17 protein-coding genes are annotated in these 24,527 nt (G+C 69.4%); 11 read left to right on the forward strand and 6 right to left on the reverse strand.

Features of this window, described 5'->3' with window-relative positions; all coding sequences use genetic code 11:
* Nucleotides 1-18: 18 nt before the first annotated feature.
* Nucleotides 19-705 carry a TetR/AcrR family transcriptional regulator gene (locus tag ACGLHS_RS30990; protein WP_093247189.1) on the reverse strand — a complete coding sequence of 229 codons (687 nt, stop codon included), beginning with the start codon at nucleotides 703-705 and terminating at the stop codon, nucleotides 19-21.
* Between the two features lie 85 nt (nucleotides 706-790).
* Between ACGLHS_RS30990 and ACGLHS_RS30995 the strand changes: the two genes are divergently transcribed.
* The 4 genes from ACGLHS_RS30995 (at nucleotide 791) to ACGLHS_RS31010 (ending at nucleotide 7,662) form a co-directional block, all read left to right on the forward strand.
* Nucleotides 791-2,404, forward strand: coding sequence for an AMP-binding protein (locus ACGLHS_RS30995; protein WP_394485637.1), 1,614 nt, complete (start codon nucleotides 791-793; stop codon nucleotides 2,402-2,404).
* Between the two features lie 13 nt (nucleotides 2,405-2,417).
* Nucleotides 2,418-5,717 carry a carboxyl transferase domain-containing protein gene (locus ACGLHS_RS31000; protein WP_394485669.1) on the forward strand — a complete coding sequence of 1,100 codons (3,300 nt, stop codon included), beginning with the start codon at nucleotides 2,418-2,420 and terminating at the stop codon, nucleotides 5,715-5,717.
* 113 nt (nucleotides 5,718-5,830) lie between these two features.
* Nucleotides 5,831-7,135, forward strand: a complete 1,305-nt coding sequence (locus tag ACGLHS_RS31005) for a GDSL-type esterase/lipase family protein (protein WP_394485638.1) — start codon at nucleotides 5,831-5,833, stop codon at nucleotides 7,133-7,135.
* Between the two features lie 152 nt (nucleotides 7,136-7,287).
* Nucleotides 7,288-7,662: a YXWGXW repeat-containing protein gene (locus tag ACGLHS_RS31010; protein ID WP_093247186.1), complete on the forward strand. Its 375-nt coding sequence runs from the start codon at nucleotides 7,288-7,290 to the stop codon at nucleotides 7,660-7,662.
* 6 nt (nucleotides 7,663-7,668) lie between these two features.
* Here the strand turns inward: ACGLHS_RS31010 and purU are convergent, their stop codons facing one another.
* Nucleotides 7,669-8,526: a formyltetrahydrofolate deformylase gene (gene purU, locus ACGLHS_RS31015; RefSeq protein WP_394485639.1), complete on the reverse strand. Its 858-nt coding sequence runs from the start codon at nucleotides 8,524-8,526 to the stop codon at nucleotides 7,669-7,671.
* A 224-nt stretch (nucleotides 8,527-8,750) separates the two neighbouring features.
* On the opposite strand from purU, the gene ACGLHS_RS31020 reads away from it, so the two are divergent.
* The 4 genes from ACGLHS_RS31020 (at nucleotide 8,751) to ACGLHS_RS31035 (ending at nucleotide 17,744) form a co-directional block, all read left to right on the forward strand.
* On the forward strand, nucleotides 8,751-10,085 hold the full coding sequence (locus ACGLHS_RS31020; RefSeq protein WP_394485640.1) for an aminotransferase class III-fold pyridoxal phosphate-dependent enzyme: 1,335 nt from the start codon (nucleotides 8,751-8,753) through the stop codon (nucleotides 10,083-10,085).
* Nucleotides 10,086-10,325: 240 nt separating this feature from the next.
* Nucleotides 10,326-10,904 (forward strand): hypothetical protein, encoded by a 579-nt coding sequence (locus tag ACGLHS_RS31025; protein ID WP_394485642.1) that lies wholly within the window; start codon nucleotides 10,326-10,328, stop codon nucleotides 10,902-10,904.
* A 14-nt stretch (nucleotides 10,905-10,918) separates the two neighbouring features.
* A complete protein-coding gene (locus tag ACGLHS_RS31030; RefSeq protein ID WP_394485643.1) occupies nucleotides 10,919-12,310 on the forward strand; it encodes a CsgG/HfaB family protein in 1,392 nt (463 codons plus the stop codon).
* Between the two features lie 82 nt (nucleotides 12,311-12,392).
* Complete coding sequence (locus ACGLHS_RS31035; protein WP_394485645.1) at nucleotides 12,393-17,744, forward strand: beta strand repeat-containing protein; 5,352 nt, start codon at nucleotides 12,393-12,395, stop codon at nucleotides 17,742-17,744.
* Nucleotides 17,745-17,840: 96 nt separating this feature from the next.
* Here the strand turns inward: ACGLHS_RS31035 and ACGLHS_RS31040 are convergent, their stop codons facing one another.
* The 3 genes from ACGLHS_RS31040 to ACGLHS_RS31050 all read right to left on the reverse strand — a co-directional run bounded on the left by ACGLHS_RS31040 (nucleotide 17,841) and on the right by ACGLHS_RS31050 (nucleotide 20,453).
* Nucleotides 17,841-18,656 (reverse strand): ChaN family lipoprotein, encoded by an 816-nt coding sequence (locus tag ACGLHS_RS31040; RefSeq protein ID WP_394485646.1) that lies wholly within the window; start codon nucleotides 18,654-18,656, stop codon nucleotides 17,841-17,843.
* A 197-nt stretch (nucleotides 18,657-18,853) separates the two neighbouring features.
* A complete protein-coding gene (locus ACGLHS_RS31045) occupies nucleotides 18,854-19,132 on the reverse strand; it encodes a DUF3567 domain-containing protein (RefSeq protein WP_176801284.1) in 279 nt (92 codons plus the stop codon).
* A 118-nt stretch (nucleotides 19,133-19,250) separates the two neighbouring features.
* Nucleotides 19,251-20,453: a DUF3108 domain-containing protein gene (locus tag ACGLHS_RS31050; protein ID WP_394485647.1), complete on the reverse strand. Its 1,203-nt coding sequence runs from the start codon at nucleotides 20,451-20,453 to the stop codon at nucleotides 19,251-19,253.
* A 145-nt stretch (nucleotides 20,454-20,598) separates the two neighbouring features.
* Between ACGLHS_RS31050 and ACGLHS_RS31055 the strand changes: the two genes are divergently transcribed.
* Nucleotides 20,599-21,678: a fumarylacetoacetate hydrolase family protein gene (locus ACGLHS_RS31055; protein ID WP_394485648.1), complete on the forward strand. Its 1,080-nt coding sequence runs from the start codon at nucleotides 20,599-20,601 to the stop codon at nucleotides 21,676-21,678.
* A gap of 10 nt (nucleotides 21,679-21,688) precedes the next feature.
* Here ACGLHS_RS31055 and ACGLHS_RS31060 read toward each other — a convergent pair whose 3' ends face one another.
* A complete protein-coding gene (locus ACGLHS_RS31060) occupies nucleotides 21,689-22,471 on the reverse strand; it encodes a LuxR C-terminal-related transcriptional regulator (RefSeq protein ID WP_394485649.1) in 783 nt (260 codons plus the stop codon).
* An 86-nt stretch (nucleotides 22,472-22,557) separates the two neighbouring features.
* On the opposite strand from ACGLHS_RS31060, the gene ACGLHS_RS31065 reads away from it, so the two are divergent.
* The gene (locus tag ACGLHS_RS31065; protein ID WP_394485650.1) at nucleotides 22,558-24,315 is read left to right on the forward strand and encodes an FAD-dependent monooxygenase; all 1,758 of its coding nucleotides are present in this window, start codon (nucleotides 22,558-22,560) and stop codon (nucleotides 24,313-24,315) included.
* Complete coding sequence (locus ACGLHS_RS31070) at nucleotides 24,312-24,527, forward strand: hypothetical protein (RefSeq protein WP_394485651.1); 216 nt, start codon at nucleotides 24,312-24,314, stop codon at nucleotides 24,525-24,527. Before ACGLHS_RS31065 ends, ACGLHS_RS31070 begins: the two co-directional genes overlap by 4 nt.

The following is a 24,527-nucleotide window of genomic DNA, read 5'->3' on the forward strand; positions in this document are numbered from 1 at the left end:
TCCGGGGATGGTTGTCGGTCAGTTCTTCGCTTGCAGCCCGATCACGCGGCCGGCCAGCTTCGTGAGTTCGGCCACCACCTCGTCGATCGAGAGGCGCCCGCCCGGGCGATACCAGCTGTACAGGAAGCCCGGCAGGCTGCAGGCCGCAAGTGCGGTGATCTTGGTTTCGGCAAAGTCGAGGTCGCCATCGCGCCGTGCTTCTTCGAGCAGCGGGCACAGCAGGTCGTAGAAGTGATGCGCGAGCTTCTTTTGCGCCGCAATGTATTCGGGGCGGTACACCTGCGGCTCGCGGTACGGAAAGAAGGCCACCGGGTGGTGCGTGATGGTCGCGCGGATCAGCCGCTCGATGCCGTCGATCACCTTCTCGCTGGCGCGGCGCGGATCGGTGGCCGCGAAGTCGAGCGCGGTGAAGCAGTCGACCGCGGGGCGCCAGGAGAGCGTCTCGAAGATCTCCTGCTTGTCGCGGAAGTAGTAGTACACGAAGGGCTTGGTCACGCCCAGCGCGCGCACGATCTGCGCCATCGTGGTGTTGGCGTAGCCCTGCGCCGCGAAGAGCTGCGCTGCCGCCTGCAGGATGCGCTCGCGCTGCAGGTCGGTGCCCTGCGTGGCCGCGCGCTGGCGCCCCGTGCCCTGGGGCAGGTGCGGCTGCGTCGTGGTTTCGTCGTCCCCAGAGGGTTTGTGCCGTGTCGCGGAAGTTATACCCATGGGTAGGATTGTTCGTGCACCATGCGGCATTGGCAAGCGCCCGCCATGCGCAGGCGGCTATCGATAACCCTGAGAAAGTGACGCCATGGAGACATTGCCCGACCGCCCCCAGCAGCCCCTGCACGAGTACCTGCGCACCCATGCGCGCGAGCGTGGCGACAGCCCCACCTGCATCTGGTACGGCCATGCGATGAGCTGGGCCGAACTCGACCGCGCCAGCGACGCCTTCGCGGCCCGCCTGCAGGTCATCGGCGTGAAGAAGGGCGAGCCGGTGGTGCTCTTTCTCAACAACTGCCCGCAGTACCTGGTCGCGCACTTCGGCATCCAGAAGATCGGCGCGATCGTGTGCCCGAGCGGTCCGCTCAACAAGGAGCACGAGCTCTCGTACCAGGTCAACGACCTGAAGGCGCGCGTGATCGTCGCGGCCGCACCGCTGCTGCCGGTGGTGCGCAAGGTGCAGGCCGAAAGCGCCCTGGCGCATGTGTTCGTGGTGCACTACGCCGACCTGTTGCCCACGCCAGCCTCGCTCGACCTGCCGGCCGAACTGGCCGCCGAGCAGAAAGCCACGCGCAGCGTGCCTGAAGGCTGCGAAGACTTCCTGGCCGTCATGCGCACCGACGCCAAGCCGCAGCCCGTGGCCATCGACCTGGACGACGTGGCGCTCATGACCTACACCTCGGGCACCACCGGCCTGCCCAAGGGCGCGATGCTGAGCTATGGCAACGCGCTCTTCAAGACGCGCGCCGCCGCCGACTGCAACGGCGTGGGGCCGGGCGACGTGCTGCTGTCCATCGCGCCGCTGTATCACATCGCCGGCATGCTGATGGGCGTCAACGTGCCGGTGCTCAGCGGCGCCGCCTCGGTGCTGCTGCACCGCTTCGATCCGCGCGCCGTGCTGCAGGCCATCGCGGCCTACAAGGTGAGCTGGTGGTACAGCATCGCGCCGATGAACGTCGCGTGCATGCAGGTGCCCGACATCGCAAGCTTCGACCTGGACAGCCTGAAGATGAACCCGGTGACCAGCTTCGGCATCACCTTCACCGAGCCGCTGGCCGCGCAATGGCGTTCGCACGCGCGCAACTGCACGTCCTTCGAGGCCGCCTACGGCCTGAGCGAAACCCACACCTGCGACACCTACACGCCGCACCACGCGCCGCGCTGGGGCACGCAGGGCATTCCGGTGCCGGGCGTGACGATCCGCATCGTCGATGCCGACACGGGCGCAGACATGCCCACCGGCGAAGTCGGCGAGATCGTGCTCACCAGCCCCGGCACCTTCAAGGGCTACTGGAACAAGCCCGAAGCCACGGCCGCCACGTTGCGCAATGGCTGGGTGCACACCGGCGACATGGGCAAGATCGATGCCGACGGGTATCTCACCTTCATCGGCCGCTTCAAGGAAATGATCAAGGTCTCGGGCTACAGCGTGTTCCCTGAAGAGGTCGAGACCATCCTCATCAAGCACCCCGCCGTGGCGCAGGCGGCGGTGATCGCGCAGCCCGATGCGGAAAAAGGCGAGGTCGTGAAGGCCTTCATCGTGCGCAAGCCCGGCGCCGCGCTCGACGCCGATGCGCTCGTGGCCTGGGCCCGCGACAACATGGCCAGCTACAAGGCGCCGCGCGCCGTGAGTTTCATCGATGCATTGCCGACCACCGGCGCCGGCAAGGTGCTGCGTCGCCTGCTCAAAGACCCCACCTGAGAGGTTTCGTTTGCTGTTCTCCAAAGTTCTGATTGCCAACCGCGGCGAGATCGCGGTCCGGCTGGTGCGCGCACTGCGCGACCTCGGCATCGCCAGCGTGGCGGTGCATGCGCGCGACGATGCGGCGGCACTGCATGTGCAACTGGCCGACGTGGCCGTGGCGCTCGATGCGACCGGGCCTTCGGCCTACCTCGACATCGCCGCGCTGATCGCCGTGGCACGCGCGCAGGGTTGCGATGCGGTGCACCCCGGCTACGGCTTCCTGAGCGAGCGCGCCGATTTCGCACAGGCCTGCGCCGATGCGGGGCTGGTCTTCATCGGCCCGACGCCTGAGCAACTCGGCCTGTTCGGCGACAAGGCGCGTGCACGCGCACTGGCCACGCAATGCGACGTGCCGGTGATGCCCGGCAGCACCGGCGCGGTCACGCTCGCGCAGGCGCAGGCCTTCTTTACCGAACAGCATGCGCAGGGCGCGGGCGTGATGGTGAAGGCCATCGGCGGCGGCGGCGGGCGCGGCATGCGCGCGGTGCTCAAGGCCGAGGAGTTGCCCGAAGCGCATGCACGCTGCATGTCCGAAGCCAAGGCCGCCTTCGGCATCGACGGCGTGTATGTCGAGCGCCTGATGCGCAACGCGCGGCACATCGAGGTGCAGGTGCTGGGCGACGGCCAGTCCGTGGCCAGCCTCGGCGAGCGCGAATGCACCCTGCAGCGGCGCTTTCAGAAGCTGGTGGAAATCGCACCGAGCCCGTCGCTGCCCGAGGCCTTGCGCGCGCAGGTGACGCAGGCCGCGCTGCGCATGGCAAAAACGGTGGGCTATCGCGGCCTGGGCACGTTTGAATTTCTGGTCGATGCGGAATCTTCGAGCTTGCCCTTTGTCTTCATCGAGGCCAATCCGCGCCTGCAGGTGGAGCACACGGTGACCGAGGCCGTCACGGGGCTGGACCTGGTGCAACTGCAGATCGCGGTGGCGGCGGGCGAGCGTTTGGGCGCATTGGGTGTGGAAGCCGATCGCACGGCACCGCAACGCGGCTTTGCGATCCAGTGGCGCATCAACGCCGAGACGCTCGACGCGCAGGGCAATGCGCGGCCTTCGAGTGGCACGCTTGCGCGCTTCGACCTGCCTGCGGGCCCCGGCGTGCGCGTCGATACGCACGGCTATGCGGGCCTGGCGCCTTCGCCGCACTACGACACGCTGCTGGCCAAGCTCATCGTGCAATCGCCTTCGCCGCGTTTCGCGGATGCGCTGCGGCGCTCGTTGCGCGCGCTGGACGAATGCCACATCGGCGGCATCGCCACCAACCTGTCGCTGCTGCGTGCGATTGCGGCGCGGCCCGAGTTCGCCACGCAGGCGGTGCACACGCGCTTCGTGGAGGCGCACCTGGGCGATCTGCTCGCGGCTGCGGCTTCGCTGGAAAAGCATGCGAAGAAGGGCGTGCCCGTGGTTGCTGCGGAAGGCGCTTCGGCCGTCGTGGACGACGACGCCGACGAGCTCACGGTCAAGGCCCCGATGCCTGCGAAGCTCGTGCAGTTCGAAGTCGCCGTGGGCGACGTGCTGCCCGCCGGTGCGCAGCTCGGCGTGCTCGAAGCCATGAAGATGGAACACCTGCTGCACGCACCGGTGGCCGGCCGCGTGGTCGCGCTGCTGGCCGCGCCCGGCGACTACCTCGTCGAAGGCCAGTCGCTGGTGCGGCTGGAGGCCGTCGATGCGCAGGCCGTCGAGGCCGAGGCGCGCGCCGAGCACGATCTCGATGCGGTTCGCCCCGACCTGCAGAAGGTGATCGACCGCCACGCGCCCACGCTCGACATCAACCGCAAGGCGGCCGTCGACAAGCGCCATGCGCAGGGCGGCCGCACCGCGCGCGAGAACATCGCCGACCTGTGCGACACCGACGGCGACCCCGGCAACTTCATCGAATACGGCGCGCTCGCCATTGCCGCGCAGACACGCCGCCGCACGCTCGAAGACCTGATCGCCAACACGCCGGCCGACGGCATGGTCACGGGCCTGGGCAGCGTCAACGCAAAACAGTTCGGCCCCGAGGCATCGCGCTGCGCCGTGCTGGCCTACGACTACACCGTGCTGGCCGGCACGCAGGGCATGCGCAACCACCACAAGACCGATCGCCTGCTGGCGGTGGCGCATCAACTGAAGCTGCCGGTGGTGCTGTTCGCCGAAGGCGGCGGCGGCCGGCCGGGCGACACCGACATGCCGATCGTGGCGGGCCTGAACAACCACACCTTCAGCCAGTTCGCGGCGCTGTCGGGCAAGGTGCCGGTGGTCGGCATCGTGCATGGCCGCTGCTTCGCGGGCAATGCGGCGCTGCTGGGCTGCGCCGACGTGATCATCGCGACCAAGGGCAGCAACATCGGCATGAGCGGCCCCGCGATGATCGAAGGCGGTGGCCTGGGCACCTTCGCGCCCGAGCAGATCGGGCCGAGCAGCGTGCAGTCGCGCAATGGCGTGATCGACATCCTGGTGGACGACGAGGCCGCGGCCGTTGCGGCCGCCAAGCAGTATCTGTCGTACTTCCAGGGCGCGACCACCGACTGGCAATGCGCCGACCAGCGCACGTTGCGCCACGTGGTGCCCGAGAACCGCCTGCGCGTGTACGACGTGCGCGCGGCCATGCGCGGCGTGGTCGATACCGGCTCGCTGCTCGAGTTGCGCGCGGGCTTCGGCGCCGGCATCGTTACCGCGCTCGCGCGCATCGAGGGCAAGCCGGTCGGCCTGATGGCGAACAACCCGCACCACCTGGGCGGTGCGATCGACGTGGAGGCGGCCGACAAGTCCGCGCGCTTCATGCAGCTGTGCAACGCGCACGGGCTGCCGCTGGTGTCGCTGTGCGACACGCCGGGCTTCATGGTCGGCCCCGAGGTCGAGGCACAGGCGCAGGTGCGCCACGTGTGCCGCATGTTCATGGTGGCGTCGCACCTGCGCGTGCCTTTCTTCGCGGTGGTGCTGCGCAAGGGCTACGGCCTGGGCGCGCAGGCGATGACGGCGGGCGGCTTCGACGCGCCGGTGTTCACGGTGGCATGGCCCACCGGCGAGTTCGGTGCGATGGGCCTCGAAGGCGCGGTGCGGCTGGGCTTTCGCAAGGAGCTGGCGGCGGTGCCCGAAGGCGCCGAGCGCGATGCGCTGTTCAAGAAGCTCGTGGCGCAGCAGTACGCCAACGGCGAGGCGATCCACATGGCGCAGACGCTGGAGATCGACGCGGTGATCGACCCCGCCGAGACGCGCGCGTGGCTGGTGCGCGGGCTGAATTCGGCCACGCGCGTGGCGCAGCCCGTCTCGCCCTACGTGGACACCTGGTAACCCTGCGCTAGACCTCGTAACCCACGGGGGCAAGGGGGCTCCTTAAACTGGACCGCTTTGCGCGCATGGAACAGATTTCACGCTGGCTGGCTCGCGTTCGCGGGATGACCGCGATGCAAGGGGTACTCGGGATTCTTCTCGTGGCGTTCGTGGTGGGTGCGCAAGCGCAGGCACAGGTGCAGCCGGTTGCCGGCAAGCCGCGTCCACCCGCTGAAGCCCAGGCCCGGACCCAGGCCCACTGGGTGGGGAGCTGGGCGGTGGCGCCCTACGACTTCCAGGAAGTGGCGGTCAACGCTGCCGCCGCCGCGTCGCTCGGCGTGGCCGGCATGCAGGCCTTTCGCGGCCAGACACTGCGCCAGCTGGTGCGGCCCACGCTGGATGGCGAGCGCGTGCGCATCCGCTTTTCGAACGTCTTCGGCAAGGCGCCGATGCACATCGCGGCCGCGAGCGTGGGGCTCGGCACCGGTGCGAGTTCGGCTTCGCCGGCCTCGTTGCGCGAGCTGCGCTTCAGCGGCCGTGTCGACGTCACCGTGCCACCCGGTGCCGAGGCCTGGAGCGATGGCATCGATCTGAAGGTCGAGGCCGGGCAGGACGTGGTGGTGAGCACCTTCCTGGACCAGCTCACGCCCTTCGCGACCATCAGCGTGCAAGACCTGCGGACGAGCTGGGTGGTGGCGGGCAACAGCGTGCTGAAGCCCAAGCTGGAAGCCGCGACACCGATGGCGATCAATCACATCGTGACGGGCCTGGACGTGTGGAGCCGCGAGCCGGCGCTGACCGTGGTCGCCTTCGGCGACTCGATCACGGCCGGCGGTGGCGAGGCCGGCGAGGGCGCCTACCCCGACCTGCTGGCCACGCGGCTGCGCGACAGCCCCCGGGCGCCCAAGGCGGTGTCGGTGCTCAACGCGGGCATCGGCGGCAACCGGTTGCTGCTCGATGGCTCGGGGCCCAGCGGCCTGTCGCGCTTTGCGCGCGACGCGTTGGGGCAAAGTGGCGTGACGCACGTGATCGTGCTGCTCGGCACCAACGACATCGGCCGCAAGGCGCTCATCAGCAAGGCCGGCCTCGTCATGCCGCCCGGCGAGATGCCGACGGCCCAGCGCATCACCGCCGGGCTCGCGCAGCTCATCGCGCAGGCCCGCGCCAAGGGCGTGAAGGTGCTGATCGGCACCGTGCCGCCCTTCAAGAACGGCGTGTACTGGGCCAAGGACACCGAGGCCATGCGCGACGAGGTCAACCGCTGGATTCGCGGGCGGCTGGATGTGGATGGCGTGGTCGATTTCGATGCCGCCCTGCGCAGCCCCACGGACCCGCAAGCCATGGACCCGAAGTACGACAGCGGCGACCATCTGCATCCGGGCAAGGCCGGCCGCGCCGCGATGGCTGCGGCGATCGATGTGCAAAGGTTGGGTGAGTGAGCGCTTGCCGAAGCGGCAGGTCGCGCGATTTGGTGCGATCCGACGGTTGAGGCGCGACACAGCTCTACACAAGATTTCGCGCGCCGCTTACAGCCGCTTCACACGGCCCCGTCAGCATGAAGGCTCCTCCAACAGCTCATGGGGCGTACTTCATGAAAAAACTCGCATTGGCTCTTTCCGTCGGCGCTGCCTCGCTGCTGTCCGTGGGCGCATTGACCGTTCCCACGGCCGCGCAGGCGCAGCCCATCATCAACATCCAGGTGGCGCCGCCACCGCCGCGCTTCGAGCGCGTGCCGCCGCCGCGGCGCGGCTTCGTGTGGGCGCCGGGCCACTACGAGTGGCGCGGTGGGCGCCATGTGTGGGTCGGCGGTGTCTGGGTGCGTGCGCGTCCGGGCTATGCCTACCGTCCGCCGGTGTGGCGCCAGGATGGCGGCCGCTGGGTGTACAGCGCGGGCCGTTGGGACCGTGACGGCGACGGCGTGCCCGACCGCTACGACCGCCGCCCCAACAACCCCTATCGGAACTGAGCAGGATTAACGGAAGACGACGGTGCGGTGGCCGTTCAGCAGCACGCGGTGCTCGCTGTGCCACTTCACCGCGCGGGCCAGCACCTGGCTCTCGGTGTCGCGGCCGCGGGCCGTGAGGTCTTCGACGGTGTCGGTGTGGTCGGCGCGGGCCACGTCCTGCTCGATGATCGGGCCTTCGTCGAGGTCGGCCGTCACGTAGTGGGCGGTGGCGCCGATCAGCTTCACGCCGCGGTCATGCGCCTGGTAGTAGGGCTTGGCGCCCTTGAAGCTGGGCAGGAACGAGTGGTGGATGTTGATCGCGCGGCCGGCCAGGTTGCGGCACAGGTCGTTGCTCAGGATCTGCATGTAGCGCGCGAGCACCACCAGCTCGGCGCCTTCGGCCTCGATGATTTCCAGCTGCCTGGCCTCGACCTGCGGCTTGGTCGCGGCGGTCATCGGCAGGTGGTGGAAGGGCACGTTGTAGCTCGCCGCCAGCTGGTAGAAGTCGCGGTGGTTCGAGATGATGGCGCGCACGTCGATCGACAGCAGGCCGCTCTTCCAGCGGAACAGCAGGTCGTTCAGGCAGTGGCCTTCCTTGCTGACCAGGATCACCGTCTTCATCGGCTCGGCAGCGGCGTGCAGCTGCAGGTTCATGCCGAACCCGGCGGCAAAGCCCTTCAGTTCCTCGCGCAGCGCGGTCTCGCTGTGGTCGCCGCAGGCAAAGCGCACCCGCATGAAGAAAAGACCCGTGTCGTGGTCGTTGTACTGGGCCGCCTCCTCGATGTTGGCGCCCCGCTCGAGCAGGAAGCCCGAGACGGCGTGCACGATGCCCGTACGGTCGGGGCAGGAGAGGTTCAGGATGTAGGCCGGCGTGTTTGTCGTCATATCAGTTCAGTTACTCGGTCACTCGACAGGCGGCAATGCCGCATGTCTTTTCCAGGGATACCGCGGAACCGGCTTTGCCGGGCCGCTGGTATCGCCCCCGGCGAGGGGGTGGGAGGCCACACGCAGTGGGCAAGCCTGGGGGTGATCCATGTCCAGGGGCGTAATTGTGGCAGGGGTGCCAGAATCGCGATTTTCCCTCGTTGATATAACCGCAGGAGACGCACATGGCCTTCCAGGACTTCAACATGGACAACCAGTGGTTGCCCTTCACCCCCAACCGCCATTTCAGGAAAGACCCGCGCGTCTTCGTGGCGGCCGACGGCATGGAGTTCACCACCCATGACGGCAAGAAGGTGATCGACGGCATCTCGTCGCTGTGGTGCGTCGGCGCGGGCCACAACCGCAAGCCCATCAACGAGGCGATCAAGAAGCAGCTCGACACGCTCGACTACGCCACCGCCTTCCAGGTCAGCAACGACCGCGCCTTCAAGGCGGCCGAGATGATCGCCTCGCTCGCGCCCGGCGACCTCAACAAGGTGCTGTTCTGCAACTCCGGCAGCGAGGCCGCCGACACCTCGATGAAGGTGGCGCTGGCCTACCACCGCGCGCGCGGCGAAGGCCATCGCAATGTGTTCATCGGCCGCGAGAAGGGCTACCACGGCGTGGGCTTCGGCGGCATGTCGGTGGGCGGCATTCCGGGCAACCGCAAGGTGTTCGGCTCGGCCTTCCTGCCGCGCGTGGACCACATGCGCTTCATCCACGATCCGGTGAACCATGCCTACATCCACAACGAGGAACCGGTGTGGGCCGAAGACCCGCTGGTCGAGCTCGAAACGCGCATCCTGCCGCTGCACGATCCGAGCAACGTGGCCGCGATCATCGTGGAGCCGGTGGCCGGTTCGGCCGGCTGGTACCTGCCGCCCAAGGGCTACCTCAAGCGCTTGCGCGAAATTTGCGACAAGCACGGCATCCTCTTGATCTTCGACGAGGTCATCACCGGCTTCGGCCGCATGGGCACCAACTTCGCGTCGGACTATTTCGGCGTGGTGCCCGACATGCTGAACTTCGCCAAGTGCGTGACCAACGGCGTGATTCCGCTGGGCGGCGTGATCTGCCGCGACAAGCTCTATGACGCGATGATGAAGACCGACGCGCCCGAGCACGTGGTCGAGTTCTTCCACGGCTACACCTACTCGGGCCATCCGGTGGCCTGCGCGGCGGCCATCGCCACGCTCGACCTCTTCAAGCAAGAGAACCTGTTCACCCGCGCGGGCGAAATGGGCAAGGTGCTCGGCGATGCCTTCCACAGCACCTTCAAGGGCCTGCCCAACGTGGTCAGCATCCGCAGCCTCGGCCTGGCCGCGGCGGTCGAGCTGGCACCCATCGCCGGCACGCCGGGCAAGCGCGCCTACGACATCTTCCTGGACTGCTTCCACAAGGGCGCGCTGGTGCGGCCCGCGGGTGACGTGCTGGTGATCGCACCGCCGTACATCGTGGAGAAGTCGCACATCGACACGCTGGTCAACACGCTGGCGGATTCGATCAAGAAGCACGCCTGAGCCAGGCGAGCGACATGCGCGGCGGCTGAAACGCCGCTGCGCACAAGTCGCTCGCGACCCGTGCCTCCTTCATCTGCGTGGACCGCGCATCGCCGGTCCGCGCACCGCATCGCGCTCCTTCAGGCACCGGAAATTTCTACCGGTTCTCGGGATACCTGCGCATGCATGCAATGCCTAGCATCGCCTCGCGAAACGTAGCACTCATGAATTCTGCGAGTGCGCTTTCCGAGAGGAGCTGTCATGCAACGCGTACTTCATCCCACCGGCACCGGCGTGCCCGGTCGCCTCCGCCTGCGCCATGCGCGGCCGATGGTCTTCCTGTTGCTGGCGGCCGCATGCGCCGCGCCGCCGGCGCTGGCCAACAACGTCGGCGAAAACGCCGCATGGCAGTTCCAGTCGAGCACCGACAAGGTCAACCAGGCGGCCATTCAGGACATGATCCGCAAGCAGAAGAGCGGCTACTACGCGGCGCCGGTCTACAACACGACCATCGGCCGCCAGTACAACTGCAGCGTCTCGGCCAGCTCCACCGGCAATGACGGCAACAACAGCACGGTCGCCAATTCGCCATCGAATGCCGGTGCCCGTTCGGATGCCTCGGGCAACGACAGCCGCACGGCGGTGGGCACGCTCGGCGGCGCCACGGTGGGCACGTCGCAGGCCAACGCCGGCGCGGTGGGCTCGGCCATCGTGGGCGGCACCAGCACGCAGGTGCAGGGCGCGGCCACGCAGGCACTGAACTCGAACCAGGGCAACACCGGCGCGCAGACCGCCAGTGTGGGCGGCAGCTCGGCGTGCGCATTCGGCGTGCTCAATTGAACGGGGCACGCGCCATGCACATCACACAAACCCTCTCGCTCGTTGCCGCTGCAACGCTCGCGCTGGCCGGTTGCGTTTCGGCGCCGCAGCAGCGCTTTGCACCCAGCGAGGCACCGGTCGTGCTCGGCCCCTCGGTGCGCGACAACGTGACGCCGATGGAGGCGGTGCTCGCCTGCTACGCCGACCACATCGCGGCCACGCGGCGCCCGCCCATCGTCATCGGCGTGGGCGACGTGAAGGACTACACCGGCAAGTACAGCATCAACGAAGGTAACGCCATCACGCAGGGCGGCGCGCTGATGGTCTATTCGGCGCTCGGCAAGCTGGGCGGCGCGGTGAGCATTGCCGAACGCTTCGACCCGGTGATCGCCGAGCGCGAGCTGGCCTATGCCGACCGCCGCCAGCTCGGCGACGGCCGCACGCACCAGCTCGGTGGCCCCAACGGCGGACAGACCGTGCCGTGGATGCCGTACTTCGGCGGCACCATCAACAAGTCCGACTACTTCATCGTCGGCGGCATCACCGAGCTGAACTACAACATCAACTCCGGCGGCGCCGAGTTCGCGGTGAACCAGGTCGGTGTGAAGGCGCGCACCTTCAGCCAGTCGGTGAGCGTGGACCTGCGCATCGTCGACACCAAGTCGCTGATGGTGGTGCGCACGGTGAGCCTGACCAAGCAGTTCAACGGCTACGAGGTCGGGCTGAACGTGTTCCGCTTCTTCGGCAGCAAGCTGTACGACGTGGACATCGGCGCGAAGGGCCAGGAGCCGGTGCAGATGGGCGTGCGCGCCGCGCTCGAAGAAGGCGTGGTGCGGCTCATGGCCGCCGTCACGCAGGTCGACCACCGGCCTTGCATGACGATGCGCCCCGGCGGCGGCGAGCAGATCCCGCTGGTGCCCGCCGCCGACCTGCGCAAGGTCGACAACCCGGGCGGTGCCGCGGTGGGCGGCGGGGCCGTCGCCTCGCCGGTGGTGCAGGGCGGCGTGGCCGTCAACGCCGCGGGCCCCGGCGGTGCGCGCCTGACCGGCACGGCCACGCAGGTGCCTTTCGACTTCGGCGCGACCACGCTCGGCGGCAGCACGCTCGCGCTGATCGACCAGATCGCGGGCGCCGCGAAGAAGGGCGCGACCGACATCGTGCTGGTGGCGCGCGACACCGAGAACTGGGACGCCCGCAAGCGCGACGAACTGACCGACCAGCGCATCGCTGCCGTCACCTCGGCACTGGCCAACCGCGGCGTGGCTCCGGGCGCCATCAGCCTCACGTGGCGGCCCGATGCGGCCGACACGTCGATCCATCGCGACGGCCCCGGCCTGCAGGAGATCGCCAAGCTGCGCATCGGCAGCCCGGTGGTCAGCGGGGCCGCGCCGGCCTCTTCTTCCGACAGCGCCGTGAAGGGCGACTGAGCCCCCTGTTCCGCGCACATCGCGCATTCGTTTTCCGACCCAGACCCGACCCGACCGTTTCCAACATCCGAGGAGTCACGCCATGAAAGCACGCAAGATCCAAAGCCGGGCCGCAAGCGCGCCCATGTTCAGCCTCAGCAGCATCGGCGCGGCCGTGGCGATGGCATTGATCGCCACCGGTGGGGCGCACGCGGCCGAGACCTCGGTCACGGCGGTCGGCCCGGCCTACAACGGCACGGCCAACGGCGCCGCGGTGCAGAACACGGGCCAGCCGAATTCCGGCAACGTCACCGCGACGATCAACAACGTCACCGGCGGCACCACGGCCACCGGTACGCCGATCAATCCGAACCCGGTGAGCGTCGGCACCACCGGCAACCTGATCGGGGCCTCCGCCACCGGCGACGCCTTCTCGAACACCATCGGCACGCTGCCGGCCACGCCCGTGAGCGACGCGGCCTCGCTCGGCGTGTCGACCAACACCGGCGTGATCTCCAGCACGGTCTCCAACAGCAAGCTGGTGCTCGAATCCAGCACTTTGCAGACCGGCAGCGTGGTCAATGCGGACAACACGATCTCGGCCGCGACCACGCTCAACAGCGGCAGCTCGAAGGTGTCGGGCACGGCCTCGGCCAGCGCGGCACCGGTCACCGGCACCTCGGTGCTGACCTACCCGGCGGGCGCACCGCTGTTCGACGCGAAGGGCAACCTGGTGGTGACGACGCTGCAGTCGGCCACCGGCAAGAGTTCGAGCGCGCTGGTGCAGGGCAACATGATCGACCTGCAGCTGACGACGAACACGGGCATCGCGCTGACCACGGCGGCAGCCCTGGAGCGCAACTCGATCTCCGCGGTGCTGAAGGGAAACAGCGCATCGAACGCGGCCGAGATCCTGGCGGGCGGCGCGCCGTCGTTCGCGGGCTCGGCGGTGGTGTCGAACCTGCAGGTGAACGGCAACGGCATTCTTGCGGCGACGCACAGCGCGACCAACACCGGCTCGACGATCTCGGGCGTCGTCAGCGCCGCGCCGGGCGGCTCCAACGTGCTGCGGGGCTCGCTGTCGGTGCAGGGCAATTCGATCGCCAGCGCGGCCACCGGCAACGAGGCGCTCGGCGCCGCGGCCGGCACGGCGGGCAACCGCATCGCGATCGACGGCGTGAGCGTGGCCGGCAACGGCACCCCCGCGACGGCCGCCAACAACAGCACCCACGCCGGCGGCGGCGTGACCAGCAACGTCAACGCCGACCTGGTCATCACCAACAGCCAGGGCAACCTGGGCGTCGATACCCTCAGCGAGACGACGGGTGCGCAGATCCGGGCGGGCGTGCAGTCGATCAACGGCGGCAGCGTCACGCTCGCGGGCAACAGCATCACGGCGGCGGCCACGGGCAACACGGCGTCGAGCGCCATCGCCAGCAGTCAGAACGCGGCGTCGTTCAGCGGCACCAGCGCGGTGGCCAACCAGCAGGCGAACGTGGGGGCGAACGCCACGGCCTTCCTGAATCCGTCCGTCATCGCGGCGCAGACCGGCGAGGCGCTGCCGGGCGCGGGCCAGACCAACGGCAGTTCGGTCTCGGTCTCGAACAACCGTGCGGCCGCCACCGCGCAGGGCAACCAGATCAGCCAGAGCCTGTTGCTCGATGCGAACACGCTGGCACTGGGCAACGCGGGCGTCGTGCTGACCGGCGGCACCAGTTCCGACGGGCGTGTCTCGGCCGCCGGCGGGGCCACGCTGACCAACCTGCAGGGCAACTACGGCGGCTCGGTCGGCGCCATCAACGGCACCTTCGGCCTCACGCCCGGCTCGCAGATCCTGCTGACGGCCAACGGTGGCGGCGCGCCCGTTGCCAACAGCACCCTGGCGCTGGCCAGCAACCGGCAGGAGGCCGTGGCACTCGGCAACGGCGCCACCAACACGCTCACGCTGAACGGCAACTCGGTGGGCACCGGCGCGGGCATCGCGAGCGTGCAGATGGGCGACAACGCCTCCTTCGTGGGCGCGGGCCTGTTCAATCCGGAAGCGCGGGTCACGGTGAACGGCGACGTGTCGGGCGGCTCGGTGGCGCTCACCGACAACCTGCAGCGCGCCATCGGCTACGGCAACTCGGCCTCGAACACGCTGGGCGTGAACGCCGGCAACCTGGCCGCGGCACCCGGCGCTGGCGCCGCCTCGACCGTCACGGTGAATGTCGCGAGCGGCCTGCCGTTCGACAACGCGGCGGCAACGCAGCCGACCGTGCGCGCGGCCTACGGCATCCTGAACGACCAGTCGGTGCAGGCCGGCGTCAATGCCTCCGCGACCGGCCCCAACACGCTGTCGGTCAACGTCAACGGTGGCCTCACGTCGGGCAGCGTGGCGAACGACCGCAACGCCTTCGTTGCGGCCGCCTACGGCAACGACGCGGCCAGCGGCCTGGCGCTGGCCGTGAACAACGTGAACGGTGCGGGCGCCTCGGTGGCCAACGTCACCAGCACGCAGGCCGTGGCGGGCAAGAACACGGTCATCTCGGCGATTGCCGCCGGCGGCACGGCGGTGCGGACCGCGATCACGGGGGTGGTGGACAAGGCCTCGGTGTCGAGTTCGGACAACACGGCGGAAGCGCTCGCGTACGGCAGCCGCGCCACCGGCAACACGGTGAAGGTGACGGGCAACAACATCGACACCGCCGGCCCCACGATTGCCGGCGCGACGCTGGTGGGCGGGGTGCTGAGCACCAATGCCGCATTCAGCGTGCAGAACGCGCAGTCGGGCCAGGGCACGGTGTCGGCGCAGCGCAGTGGCGGGGCCACGGTGCGCACCAGCATCGACGGCGCCGTCAGCGGCTCCAAGGTGGTGGCCAGCGACAACACGAGCATGGCCGGCGCGACCAGCAACAGCGCGGTCAACGGCGTGAGCATCGACGCGGTCGGCGTCTCGACCACGACCGCGGTGCAGAACCTGCAGCTTTCCAGTGCGTCGGTCACTTCGCTGACCGGACAGGAAGGCCCGTCGCTCGGCCTCAAGGACGGCGTGCAGGTGGTGCTGGGCGGCAACGTCACGAACTCGCAGGTTGCCGTCGACGGCAACGCGGTGGGTGGCTCGGCCACGGGCAACGCGGCCACCAACGGCATTGCCGTCAAGGGCAACGTCATCGCGGTGGGCGACGGCCTGCCGGTGGGCGGCGCGGGCAGCGTCCCGGGCACGGCCCTCACGGTGGCCGACCATGCGCTGTCAAACATCCAGCTGGTGACGGGCACGGCGCCGATCTCTTCCAAGGTGGCGGCGGCCTTCGGCGTGGACACGGCGCCCGGCGCGGTGATCTCGGGCGCGACGCTGAGCGTGTCGGGCAACACGCAGAGCGCCAAGGCGGTGGCCAACACGGCCACCAACAGCATCGCGCTGACGGCCACCGATGTGTCGGCGCGCTCCGCGCTGCAGTCGGGGCAGGCGAGCCTTGCGGCGGTGGAGTCGCGCTCGTTCACGCAGGCCTTTGCGCCCGCGTCGGTGTCGGATTCGTCGGTGCGCATCGCCAACAACAGCAACTCGGCGCTGAGCGTCGTCAACGACGTGGCCAACAAGGTCGCCGTGGTCGGCGGCACGAGCGGGGGCTCGGCGATTCCGGCGGTTGCGGTGCAGGGGCTGGTGCCCGGCCTTTCCGGCGCCGTGGGCGACCAGGTGATCGTGAATCGCCAGTCGGCCACGACCTCGGCCACCAGCACCGCCGACACCGCGCTCTACAACGAAGACCGCGCGGTGGCGCCGGTCAACAGCACGGGCGTGGTCAACAGCGCGTTCGCGATCACGGGCAATACCACCGCCGCCGAAGCGACGGCCAACCGCGCGACCAATGCGGTGTCGCTGTCGGGCGGTGCCACGCAGGCGGCCAAGACGGCGGTGCTGAACGCACAGGACAGCAGCGCAGCGGTGACCGGCAATGCCAAGAGCGTGGCCGAGCTCACGCTGACGGGCAGCACCGCGCTGAAGAACAGCAGCGTCACGCTGGACAACAACAGCGTCGGCGGCGCGGCCACCGGCAACGCGGCAACGAACAGCATCGACGTCAAGGGCAGCACGGCCAGCAGCGGCATCCCCGCACCGGCGACGGTGGCCACCGGACCGGCCTCGGCCGTGCTCGTGACGGCCGACCATGCGCTGGCGAACGTGCAGACGGGCACCGGCGCGGTGTCGTCCACCGTGACGGGCAGCGTGGGCATCCACACGGCAGCGCTGTCGACCATCGAGAACGCGACCCTGAGCGTCTCGAACAACAGCCAGAGCGCACGGGCCGTGGGCAACACCGCGCTCAACAGCGTGAGCGTGGCGGGCGCCAATGTGCCGGCACGCACGGCGCTGCAATCGACGCAGTCGGGCACGGCCGCGGTGACGGCCTCGTCGGCATCGACGCTGTTCGCGCCGGTGGCCTCCAGCGGATCGTCGATCCGGCTCTCGGGCAACAGCAACACGGCGCTCGGCGTGATGAACGACGTGACCAACACGCTGGCCGTCGGCGCGACCAACACCACGCCGCCGGGTGCGACGGGCGCGGTCTCGCTGAGCGAAACCGGCAGTGCCGACAACGTGGTGGCCACCGGCGACCACCTGCTGTCGAACCGCCAGAGCGCCGCGTCGACGGTCAGCAGCACGGCCAGCACCTCGCTGTCCAATGACGACCGCCTCGTGCCGGGCACCGCGGGCCTGGCCAGCGGCGCGCTCACGATCTCGGGCAACAGCACCGTGGCCGAGGCTGCGGCCAACCGCGCCACCAACACGGCGTCGGTGGCCAGCGATGCGGTGCAGGGCGCCAGCGTGGGCATCGTCAACACGCAGGGCAGCACGGCCGGCGTGACGGCAACGGCCAGCACGGTCGCGACCGTGGGGCTGTCGGGCGCGGCGCCGCTCAACGGCAGCAGCGTGAGCCTGGACGGCAACACCACCTCCGCGCTGGCACGCGGCAATGCGGCCACCAACGTGCTGACGTCGAGCGCCGGCAGTGGCTACGGCCCGGCCGCCGCCACCGGCTCGGCCAGCCTGGTCGCATCGCCGCTGGCGCTCAACGCGGGGGCCAGCGCCGCCATCCTGAACAGCCAGAACAACGCGGGCGCGGTGACGGCTTCGAGCGTCGGCACGAGCTACCAGGTGGCGCTGAACGCGACCAGCCTGCCGGGCACCACCGGCAGCACGGTCGGGGTGACGGGCAACACGCTGGCCGCGCAGGCCTACGGCAACAGCGCGACCAACCGCGTGACCCAGACGGCGCTGAACACCGGTGCGCCGAGCGCGGCGGTCGGCAACTACCAGGTCAACACCGGCGCGGTCACCGCGAGCGTGACCAACGTGACCTTCGGCGTGGGTGTGTCGGGTGGCGTGGGCAACAGCACGCTGCGCACGACGGGCAACCAGATCACCGCGTCGGCGACGGGCAACTCGGCGGTCTCGTCGATCGCCAGCCGCTGAGGAAAGAAAGCGCAAGGGCCGGCTGCCGGGCGTGGGCCCGCAGCCGGCTTGTTTTTTTCTTGTGTTCCTGTCTGCTTGCTTCTCTGCTGCGCCAGCTCAGCTCGGTCGATTCGGCCGCTTGAGCTCGGCGCAGTAGTCTTTTTCAGGCAGCGGCGGCGTCTGCCAGATGCTGTCGTATTCGCCCGCCACCACGTTGGCAAGGGAAGGCGCGGCCAGCATGCGCACCGTGACGGTCTTGACGTCGTCCGGCAGGTGCTGCGGCACGCCGAGCGTGCGCACCACGTGGCCGGCACCGGCGATCAGCAGCACCGTCTTGCCCGGCTGCCGGGCCTTGACGATGGCCTGCGCCATCGCGCGGTCGCGGCCGACCTGGATGCGCGTCATCGGGACGATCTGCGATTCGGGGAGCATCTTGCAGTGGCCCTCGCGCACGGCGCTCTGCTGGGCGGCGTAGGCCTCGCGGCTGAGTTGCGCATCGAGCGACACGTCGGCCATCGCGTCCTTCATGTGCGCGCGCTGCAGGTTGGCGCCGATCACGGGCACGCCGGCGCGCACGGCGGCCATCACGGCGGGGCCGTAGCTGGCCCAGGGCCAGGCCTTGTCGTTCCAGTCGAGGGCGGCCTGCACCTGGGCCTCGCTCGCGCTGGCGGCCACGTGGGCGGTGCCGCGACCTTCCTCGGCCATCTCCAGCGCCAGCGCGGCGAGCTGGCCGCGCTCGGCCAGCGCCTGCACGGCTTCGCGTTCCATCGCATGGTGCTCTGGGGCATCGTGCTGCTCGCCCAGCAGGAGGGCGTCGGCCGGCAGCAGGGCGGCGATGCGGCGCGCGACGGGTGCATCGGCGCCGGGTGTGGGTGTCGCGGTCGAGCCGCTGGAAAGCGCCGCGCAACCCGTGAAGGCGGTGGCGGCAAGCATCGGGAACAGGAGTCGGGAGGCCCGCGCGGGCCAGTGTCGAAGGAAAGGCATCGCGCCATCCTATGCCCTCGGCGCCTGCTCGTCGTGCCATCCAATCGCGCTTTTCGGTGTCCGTGCCCTGGCGTTTTCCGGCGCCCAAAGAAAAAGCGCCCCGTGGGGCGCTTTGCTGCTTGCCTGATCGAGCGGCCGGGGCCGGCTCAGTGCACCAGCACCGGCGTGTGGGCCAGCTCGGCATAGCCTTCGAGCGTGTCCTCGACTTCTTCCTGCGTGGGCGTGTTGAGCTGCCAGGCGGCGATCTGCTGCTGGAACAGTTCGGCCCAGGAGCCGTCGAGGTAGACCTCTTTGCCCGAGCGCTTGTCCACGATCTCGAAGCCGTGGCGCTCCAAGGCCGGCACATTGGGCTTCGCGGGCTCGTCGCCTTCATTTGGCTGCACGTGCACGACGACGAAGGACTCCGAGTCGTAAAGCATGTTCATGGCGGGCCCTGTGAGGATGTCGATGGCGTTCATGAGGGTTAGATAGCAATCAACGCGCCAGTTTCAAGAACAGTTGTCGTAAGGCCTCTTCCGGGAACTGGTTTATGAGCTTTTTGCCTCAATTCGCCAGCCCTTCGGGTAGGGATTTGCGCAATTGGGCGTCAGCGAAGTTGCCGTTGGGCTCGGTCTGCTTGATCCGCACCGGCAGGTAGCCGTACCCCGGGGCCAGCCAAAGCTCCAGCTTGCTGTCGAATTCCTGCCGGGGGCTGCGGGTGAGCTTGCGGGCCGTGTATTCGCCGGCCGGCAGGCTGAGCTTTTCTTCTTCGCCGACCACGAAGACCCACACGCCGGCATCGCGCGGCCCCACCGTCTGGACCGAAATCTTGCTGCCCGCCGGGTAGCGGCCCGGGTCGCCGGCCAGCAGGCCGCCCAGCTGCATCATCACGCTGAGCCGGTCTTGCGCGCCCGCCAGCAGCGGCACGGGGGGCGCGTTGTTGCTGAAGATCACCTGCCCCTGGTCGCGCACGAAATGCGAGGCCACCTCGGCCTTGCGGCTCTCGGAGTAGCGCTCCGGCTCGATGCCCGAGGGGCCGATCCGGCCGGTGCTGTGCTGGCTACGGATGGTGCTGAACAGCAGCTTGAGCGTCAGCCGCGCGTCGTAGCGGCTGCCGTCCTGCAGCCAGACCAACTCGCCGAACACGCCTTGCATCGGCGAGGCGCCGTCCTGCCCGGTGGCCGTGAAATCGAGCGTGACCGAACCCGGTATGCGCAGCGACTGGGTGCCGACGATGTTGCCGGACGCAGGGTTGGCGGCACCGGCCGTGGCGCCCGGGGGACTGTCCCCGGTGCCGCCCGCAGCCGCTGCTGCTGCACCAGCGGGGGCGCTGGCGGCGGCTTCCGGCGGTTTTGCTCCTGAATCGGTAGCGGCTTGTGCAGTCAGGTCGGGCGTTTCCGGGGGCGGAGTCGTCGGAATGTCCGGTTCCGACGTGGTCGCCTCGGGCGGCGGCACCGGCTTCGGCCGGGGCACCGACGGCGCGCGGGGCCGCCTCGGCTTCACTGCCGCCGGCGGCTTGGCTTCGACCGGCGCGGTGGCGGCCGGCGCCGCGGGCTTGTCCGAGGCCGGCGGCGCAATCACGATGGTGCGGGTGATGAACTTGTTCGCCAGCGGCGACGGCTCCGGACCCATGGCCGTCGTCGGCGCCAGCCCGAGCACCAGCACGTGGACCAGCGCCACCGCCAGCGTCAGCCCGGCCAGCACCCGCCAGGACGGACGACCAGGCAGGCCAGGAGGCAGCGAAGTGGGGGCGACGAGCGTCGACATCAGTGTGTGGAGTGGGGGCCGGGTGCCGAGGTTCACGAAGACCATCTCGGTACACTGCCGCCCGTTCAACCAGTTTAAGTGGGAGCGGCATCGCGATCTGCCTTCGCGCCGCTTCCGCGCCACGCACCGCTTCACGCTCCGCATCATGAAACTCGCCACCCTGAAGGACGGCTCGCGCGACGGCCAGCTCGTCGTTGTCTCGCGCGACCTCACGCTCGCCCACTACGCCACCGGCATCGCGAGCCGCATGCAGCAGGTGCTGGACGACTGGGGCTTCATGAGCCCGCAGCTGCAGGACCTGTACGACGCCGTCAACACCGGCCGCGCGCGCCACGCCTTCCCCTTCGACCCTTCGCTGTGCATGGCCCCGCTGCCGCGCGCCTACCAGTGGGCCGATGGATCGGCCTACATCAACCACGTCGAGCTGGTGCGCAAGGCGCGCAACGCCGAAGTGCCCGAGAGCTTCTACACCGACCCGCTGATGTACCAGGGCGGCAGCGACGACTTCCTCGGCCCGACCGACGACGTGATCGTGCCCAGCGAAGCCATGGGCATCGACTTCGAGGCCGAGATCGCCGTCATCACCGGCGACGTGAAGATGGGCGCCACGCCCGACCAGGCGCTGGACGGCATCCGCCTCGTGATGCTGGCCAACGACGTGAGCCTGCGCAACCTGATCCCGGCCGAGCTGGCCAAGGGCTTCGGCTTCTTCCAGAGCAAGCCCGCCACCGCCTTCAGCCCCGTGGCCGTCACGCTCGACGAGATCGGCGAGGCCTGGCAGGACGGCCGCGTGCACCTGGCGCTGCAAAGCAGCTGGAACGGCCGCAAGGTCGGCCTGTGCGACGCCGGCCCCGAAATGACCTTCCACTTCGGCCAGCTCATCGCCCACATCGCCAAGACGCGCAACGTGCGCGCCGGCAGCATCGTCGGCAGCGGTACCGTGAGCAACAAGGGCGTCGAGAAGAAAGACGGCCAGATGGACTGGCCCAAGGGCTACTCGTGCATTGCCGAAAAGCGCTGCATCGAGACCATCCAGACCGGCCAGCCCTACACCGACTTCATGAAGTTCGGCGACACCATCCGCATCGAGATGAAGGGCCTGGACGGCCGCTCGCTGTTCGGTGCAATCGACCAGGAGATCGTGTCCACCGGCGGCCGCCCGAAAGAGGCGCCCGTGTCGCTGGTCAAGCCGGCCGCCGAGGCGGAGGAAGCCGCCGAAGACTGAGCCCGGCGTTTCAGCCCGGCTGGGCGCCGCGCAGCAGCTCTTTCTGCGTGCGTATGCCGAGCCGCCTGAACGCGCGGTACTGGTGGGTGCGCACGGTGGTCAGCTCGACGCCGATCTCGCGCGCCGCTTCTTTCGCCGTCTTGCCGGCCATCAGGTGGCCGATGACTTCGCGTTCGCGCAGGCTCAGCGTCAAAAGGCGCGAGGCCAGGGCCGGCGCTTTCGCTTCCCGCGCGACGACCGCGCTGCGGCCGTGGGCCATCGTGGCGTCGGCCAGCAGCGTGGCGTGCGCCTCGATCAGCGTGAAGTCGCTCTCGCCGAACTCGGGCTGCGCCAGGCTGCGGTAGAAGCTCACCGCCACGCGCTGGCCGGTGGGCGTGAGCAGCAGCACCGAGGCACGTTCGCGGATGCCGACGTCGCCATAGCAGGCGGCGCGGTAGGCCGGGTCGGCCACCTCGTCGGCGCGCTGGTGGCCCAGCCACAGCTGCGCGCGCCGGGGCAGCTTGCGGGCCGCCAGCCAGATCATGTTGGGGTCGAGCAGGTCGAAGCGCTGCGCCACGTAGCGCTCGGTGGTGCGCTCGGCCGTGCTGCCGTAGCTGCTGGCGGCCGACACCGCCTCGATGCGGCCGGTGGCGTCGACCACGAACACGGTGCAGAACGTTGCGGCCATCACGCGGTGCATGGCCGCCAGGTAGCTCGTGGCCAGGTGCGGCGTGCCGATGCCGGCCAGCACATCGCCGACCACGGCAGCGGCCAGCGCGGCGTCGGTGGTGGGGTGGATGCGCCAGCGTCTCATGCGTCAAGAAAGCGAAGGGTCAGGGTAAGTACCTCGTACGAAGTTATGACGATGAAGACCGTGGCGCATCGGGACAATCCCGTTGCATGACGAACCCCACCGTTGCCGCTGTCGCCGATGCCGCGAGCGGCCCCGTGCCACCGCCAGCGCACACCACCGAACTGCCGCCCTCGGTCGGCGCCTTCCACTACACGCGCTACAAGCCCTGGACACCGCCGCTCGAAGAAGGCGGCATCGAGCCCGGCCGCCATCCGGTCGTGATCGCCGGCGGCGGGCCGGTCGGCATGGCGCTCGCGCTGGGGCTGGCCAACCACGGCGTGCGCTGCGTGATCCTCGAGGCCGACGATACGGTGTGCGTGGGCAGCCGCGCGGCCTGCATCTCGCGGCGCAGCCTTGAAATCATGTCGCGGCTCGGCGTGCTGCCGGCCTTCATGGCCAAGGGCCTGCCGTGGACCGGCGGGCGCAGCTTCTACAAGACGGCCGAGGTGTTCCGCTTCGAGATGCCGCACGACGCGCAGCAAAAACTGCCGCCGATGATCAACCTGGAGCAGTACTACGCCGAGCACTACCTGCTCGAAGAAATCTTTCGCCGCAACGAGGCGACGCCGGGCCTCATCGATATCCGCTGGGGCACCGAGCTCACCGGCCTGGCGCAAGGCGACGACGGCGTGACGCTCGACGTGCGCAATGCCGAAGGCAGCTACCGCCTGCACGGCCAATGGCTCGCGGCCTGCGACGGCGGCCAGAGCTTCGTGCGCAAGGCGCTGGGGCTCGCGCTCGAAGGCACGGGCTACGAAGGCCGCTACGTGATCATCGACATCGAGCTGCACAGCGACCATCCGACCGAGCGCCGCGCGTGGTTCGACCCGCCGTGGAACCCCGGCTCCACCGTGCTGATGCACCGCCAGCCCGACGACATCTGGCGCATCGACTACCAGCTGCGCCCCGGCCAGAGCACCGAAGAGGCGCTGCAGCCGCCGGCCGTGGCCGAGTTCGTGCAACGCCACCTCGACGCCATCGGCGAAGGCCATCTGCCGTGGAAGACGGTGTGGACCTCGGTCTACCGCGCCGGCGCGATGACGCTCGACAGCTACCGCCACGGCCGTGTCGTGTTCGCGGGCAATGCGGCGCATGCGATGCCGATCTTCGGCGTGCGCGGGCTCAACTCGGGCTTCGACGATGCGGACAACCTCGCATGGAAGCTGGCGCTGGTGGCGCGCGGCGTGTCGGATGCGGCACTGCTCGATTCGTACTCGCAGGAGCGCATCGCGGCCTTCCATGTGAACGCCGAGAACGCGATGCGCAGCACCGAGTTCATGTCGCCGCCGTCGCGCGGCTTCGACCTGCTGCGCGAGGCGGCGCTGTCGTTGTCCGAAGCGCACCGCGGCATTGCGCAACTGATCAACCCGCGCCAGACGCAGGCGGTGCGCTATGCGGAGTCCGCCCTGTCGAGCGAAGGCGACGCGTTGCCGGCCGGCCCGCTGCCGGGCGAGGTGATGGCGGAGCAGCAGCTTGCGCAAGGCCATCTCACCGACTGGATCGCGCCGGTCTTCACGCTGCTGGTGCTGCGGCCCGAGCTGGCCTCGCCGCCCGCCGCCGACATCACGCGGGCGAAGCAGGGCGCGTTGCCCTTCGCGGTTCGCACCATCGCGGGCCTGGGCGTCGATGGCGCCGATGCGCAGGCGTCGCCCGCCGTCTTCGATGCGCTGGGCGCGGGCGATGGCGCGGTGTACCTGCTGCGCCCCGATGGCCACGTGGCCGCGCGCTGGCACCGCCTGCCGGCCGGAGCCTTGCAACCTGCGCTGGCACGCGCCGCCACCGCTTCACAGGAGCTTTCCGCATGACGACCCCCACATCGCTCAATCCCGACGCCCGCGACCGGCTGTACGCCGAATGCGCACGCGCCATCAGCGAGGCGGGTGCCGAGCGCGAATCGCTCTTTCTTGCGCGGCTCGCGCTGCTGCTGTTCGAGCAGGTCGGCGACGAGGCGCGCTGCCGCGATGCGCTGGCCGACGCACTGCGCGCACTGCCCGTACCATCGCTGTCCGCTTTCTGA

This window comes from Variovorax sp. VaC1 (assembly GCF_043658315.1).
Classification (GTDB): Bacteria; Pseudomonadota; Gammaproteobacteria; order Burkholderiales; family Burkholderiaceae_C; genus Variovorax.

Bases quoted from the DNA above. Each gene is read 5' to 3' on its own strand.
- ACGLHS_RS30990 (WP_093247189.1), bottom strand. From the start codon at position 705: ATGGGTATAACTTCCGCGACACGGCACAAACCCTCTGGGGACGACGAA.
- ACGLHS_RS30995 (WP_394485637.1), top strand. From the start codon at position 791: ATGGAGACATTGCCCGACCGCCCCCAGCAGCCCCTGCACGAGTACCTG.
- ACGLHS_RS31005 (WP_394485638.1), top strand. From the start codon at position 5,831: ATGCAAGGGGTACTCGGGATTCTTCTCGTGGCGTTCGTGGTGGGTGCG.
- ACGLHS_RS31010 (WP_093247186.1), top strand. From the start codon at position 7,288: ATGAAAAAACTCGCATTGGCTCTTTCCGTCGGCGCTGCCTCGCTGCTG.
- purU (WP_394485639.1), bottom strand. From the start codon at position 8,526: ATGACGACAAACACGCCGGCCTACATCCTGAACCTCTCCTGCCCCGAC.
- ACGLHS_RS31020 (WP_394485640.1), top strand. From the start codon at position 8,751: ATGGCCTTCCAGGACTTCAACATGGACAACCAGTGGTTGCCCTTCACC.
- ACGLHS_RS31025 (WP_394485642.1), top strand. From the start codon at position 10,326: ATGCAACGCGTACTTCATCCCACCGGCACCGGCGTGCCCGGTCGCCTC.
- ACGLHS_RS31030 (WP_394485643.1), top strand. From the start codon at position 10,919: ATGCACATCACACAAACCCTCTCGCTCGTTGCCGCTGCAACGCTCGCG.
- ACGLHS_RS31035 (WP_394485645.1), top strand. From the start codon at position 12,393: ATGAAAGCACGCAAGATCCAAAGCCGGGCCGCAAGCGCGCCCATGTTC.
- ACGLHS_RS31040 (WP_394485646.1), bottom strand. From the start codon at position 18,656: ATGCTTGCCGCCACCGCCTTCACGGGTTGCGCGGCGCTTTCCAGCGGC.
- ACGLHS_RS31045 (WP_176801284.1), bottom strand. From the start codon at position 19,132: ATGAACATGCTTTACGACTCGGAGTCCTTCGTCGTCGTGCACGTGCAG.
- ACGLHS_RS31050 (WP_394485647.1), bottom strand. From the start codon at position 20,453: ATGTCGACGCTCGTCGCCCCCACTTCGCTGCCTCCTGGCCTGCCTGGT.
- ACGLHS_RS31055 (WP_394485648.1), top strand. From the start codon at position 20,599: ATGAAACTCGCCACCCTGAAGGACGGCTCGCGCGACGGCCAGCTCGTC.
- ACGLHS_RS31060 (WP_394485649.1), bottom strand. From the start codon at position 22,471: ATGAGACGCTGGCGCATCCACCCCACCACCGACGCCGCGCTGGCCGCT.
- ACGLHS_RS31065 (WP_394485650.1), top strand. From the start codon at position 22,558: ATGACGAACCCCACCGTTGCCGCTGTCGCCGATGCCGCGAGCGGCCCC.
- ACGLHS_RS31070 (WP_394485651.1), top strand. From the start codon at position 24,312: ATGACGACCCCCACATCGCTCAATCCCGACGCCCGCGACCGGCTGTAC.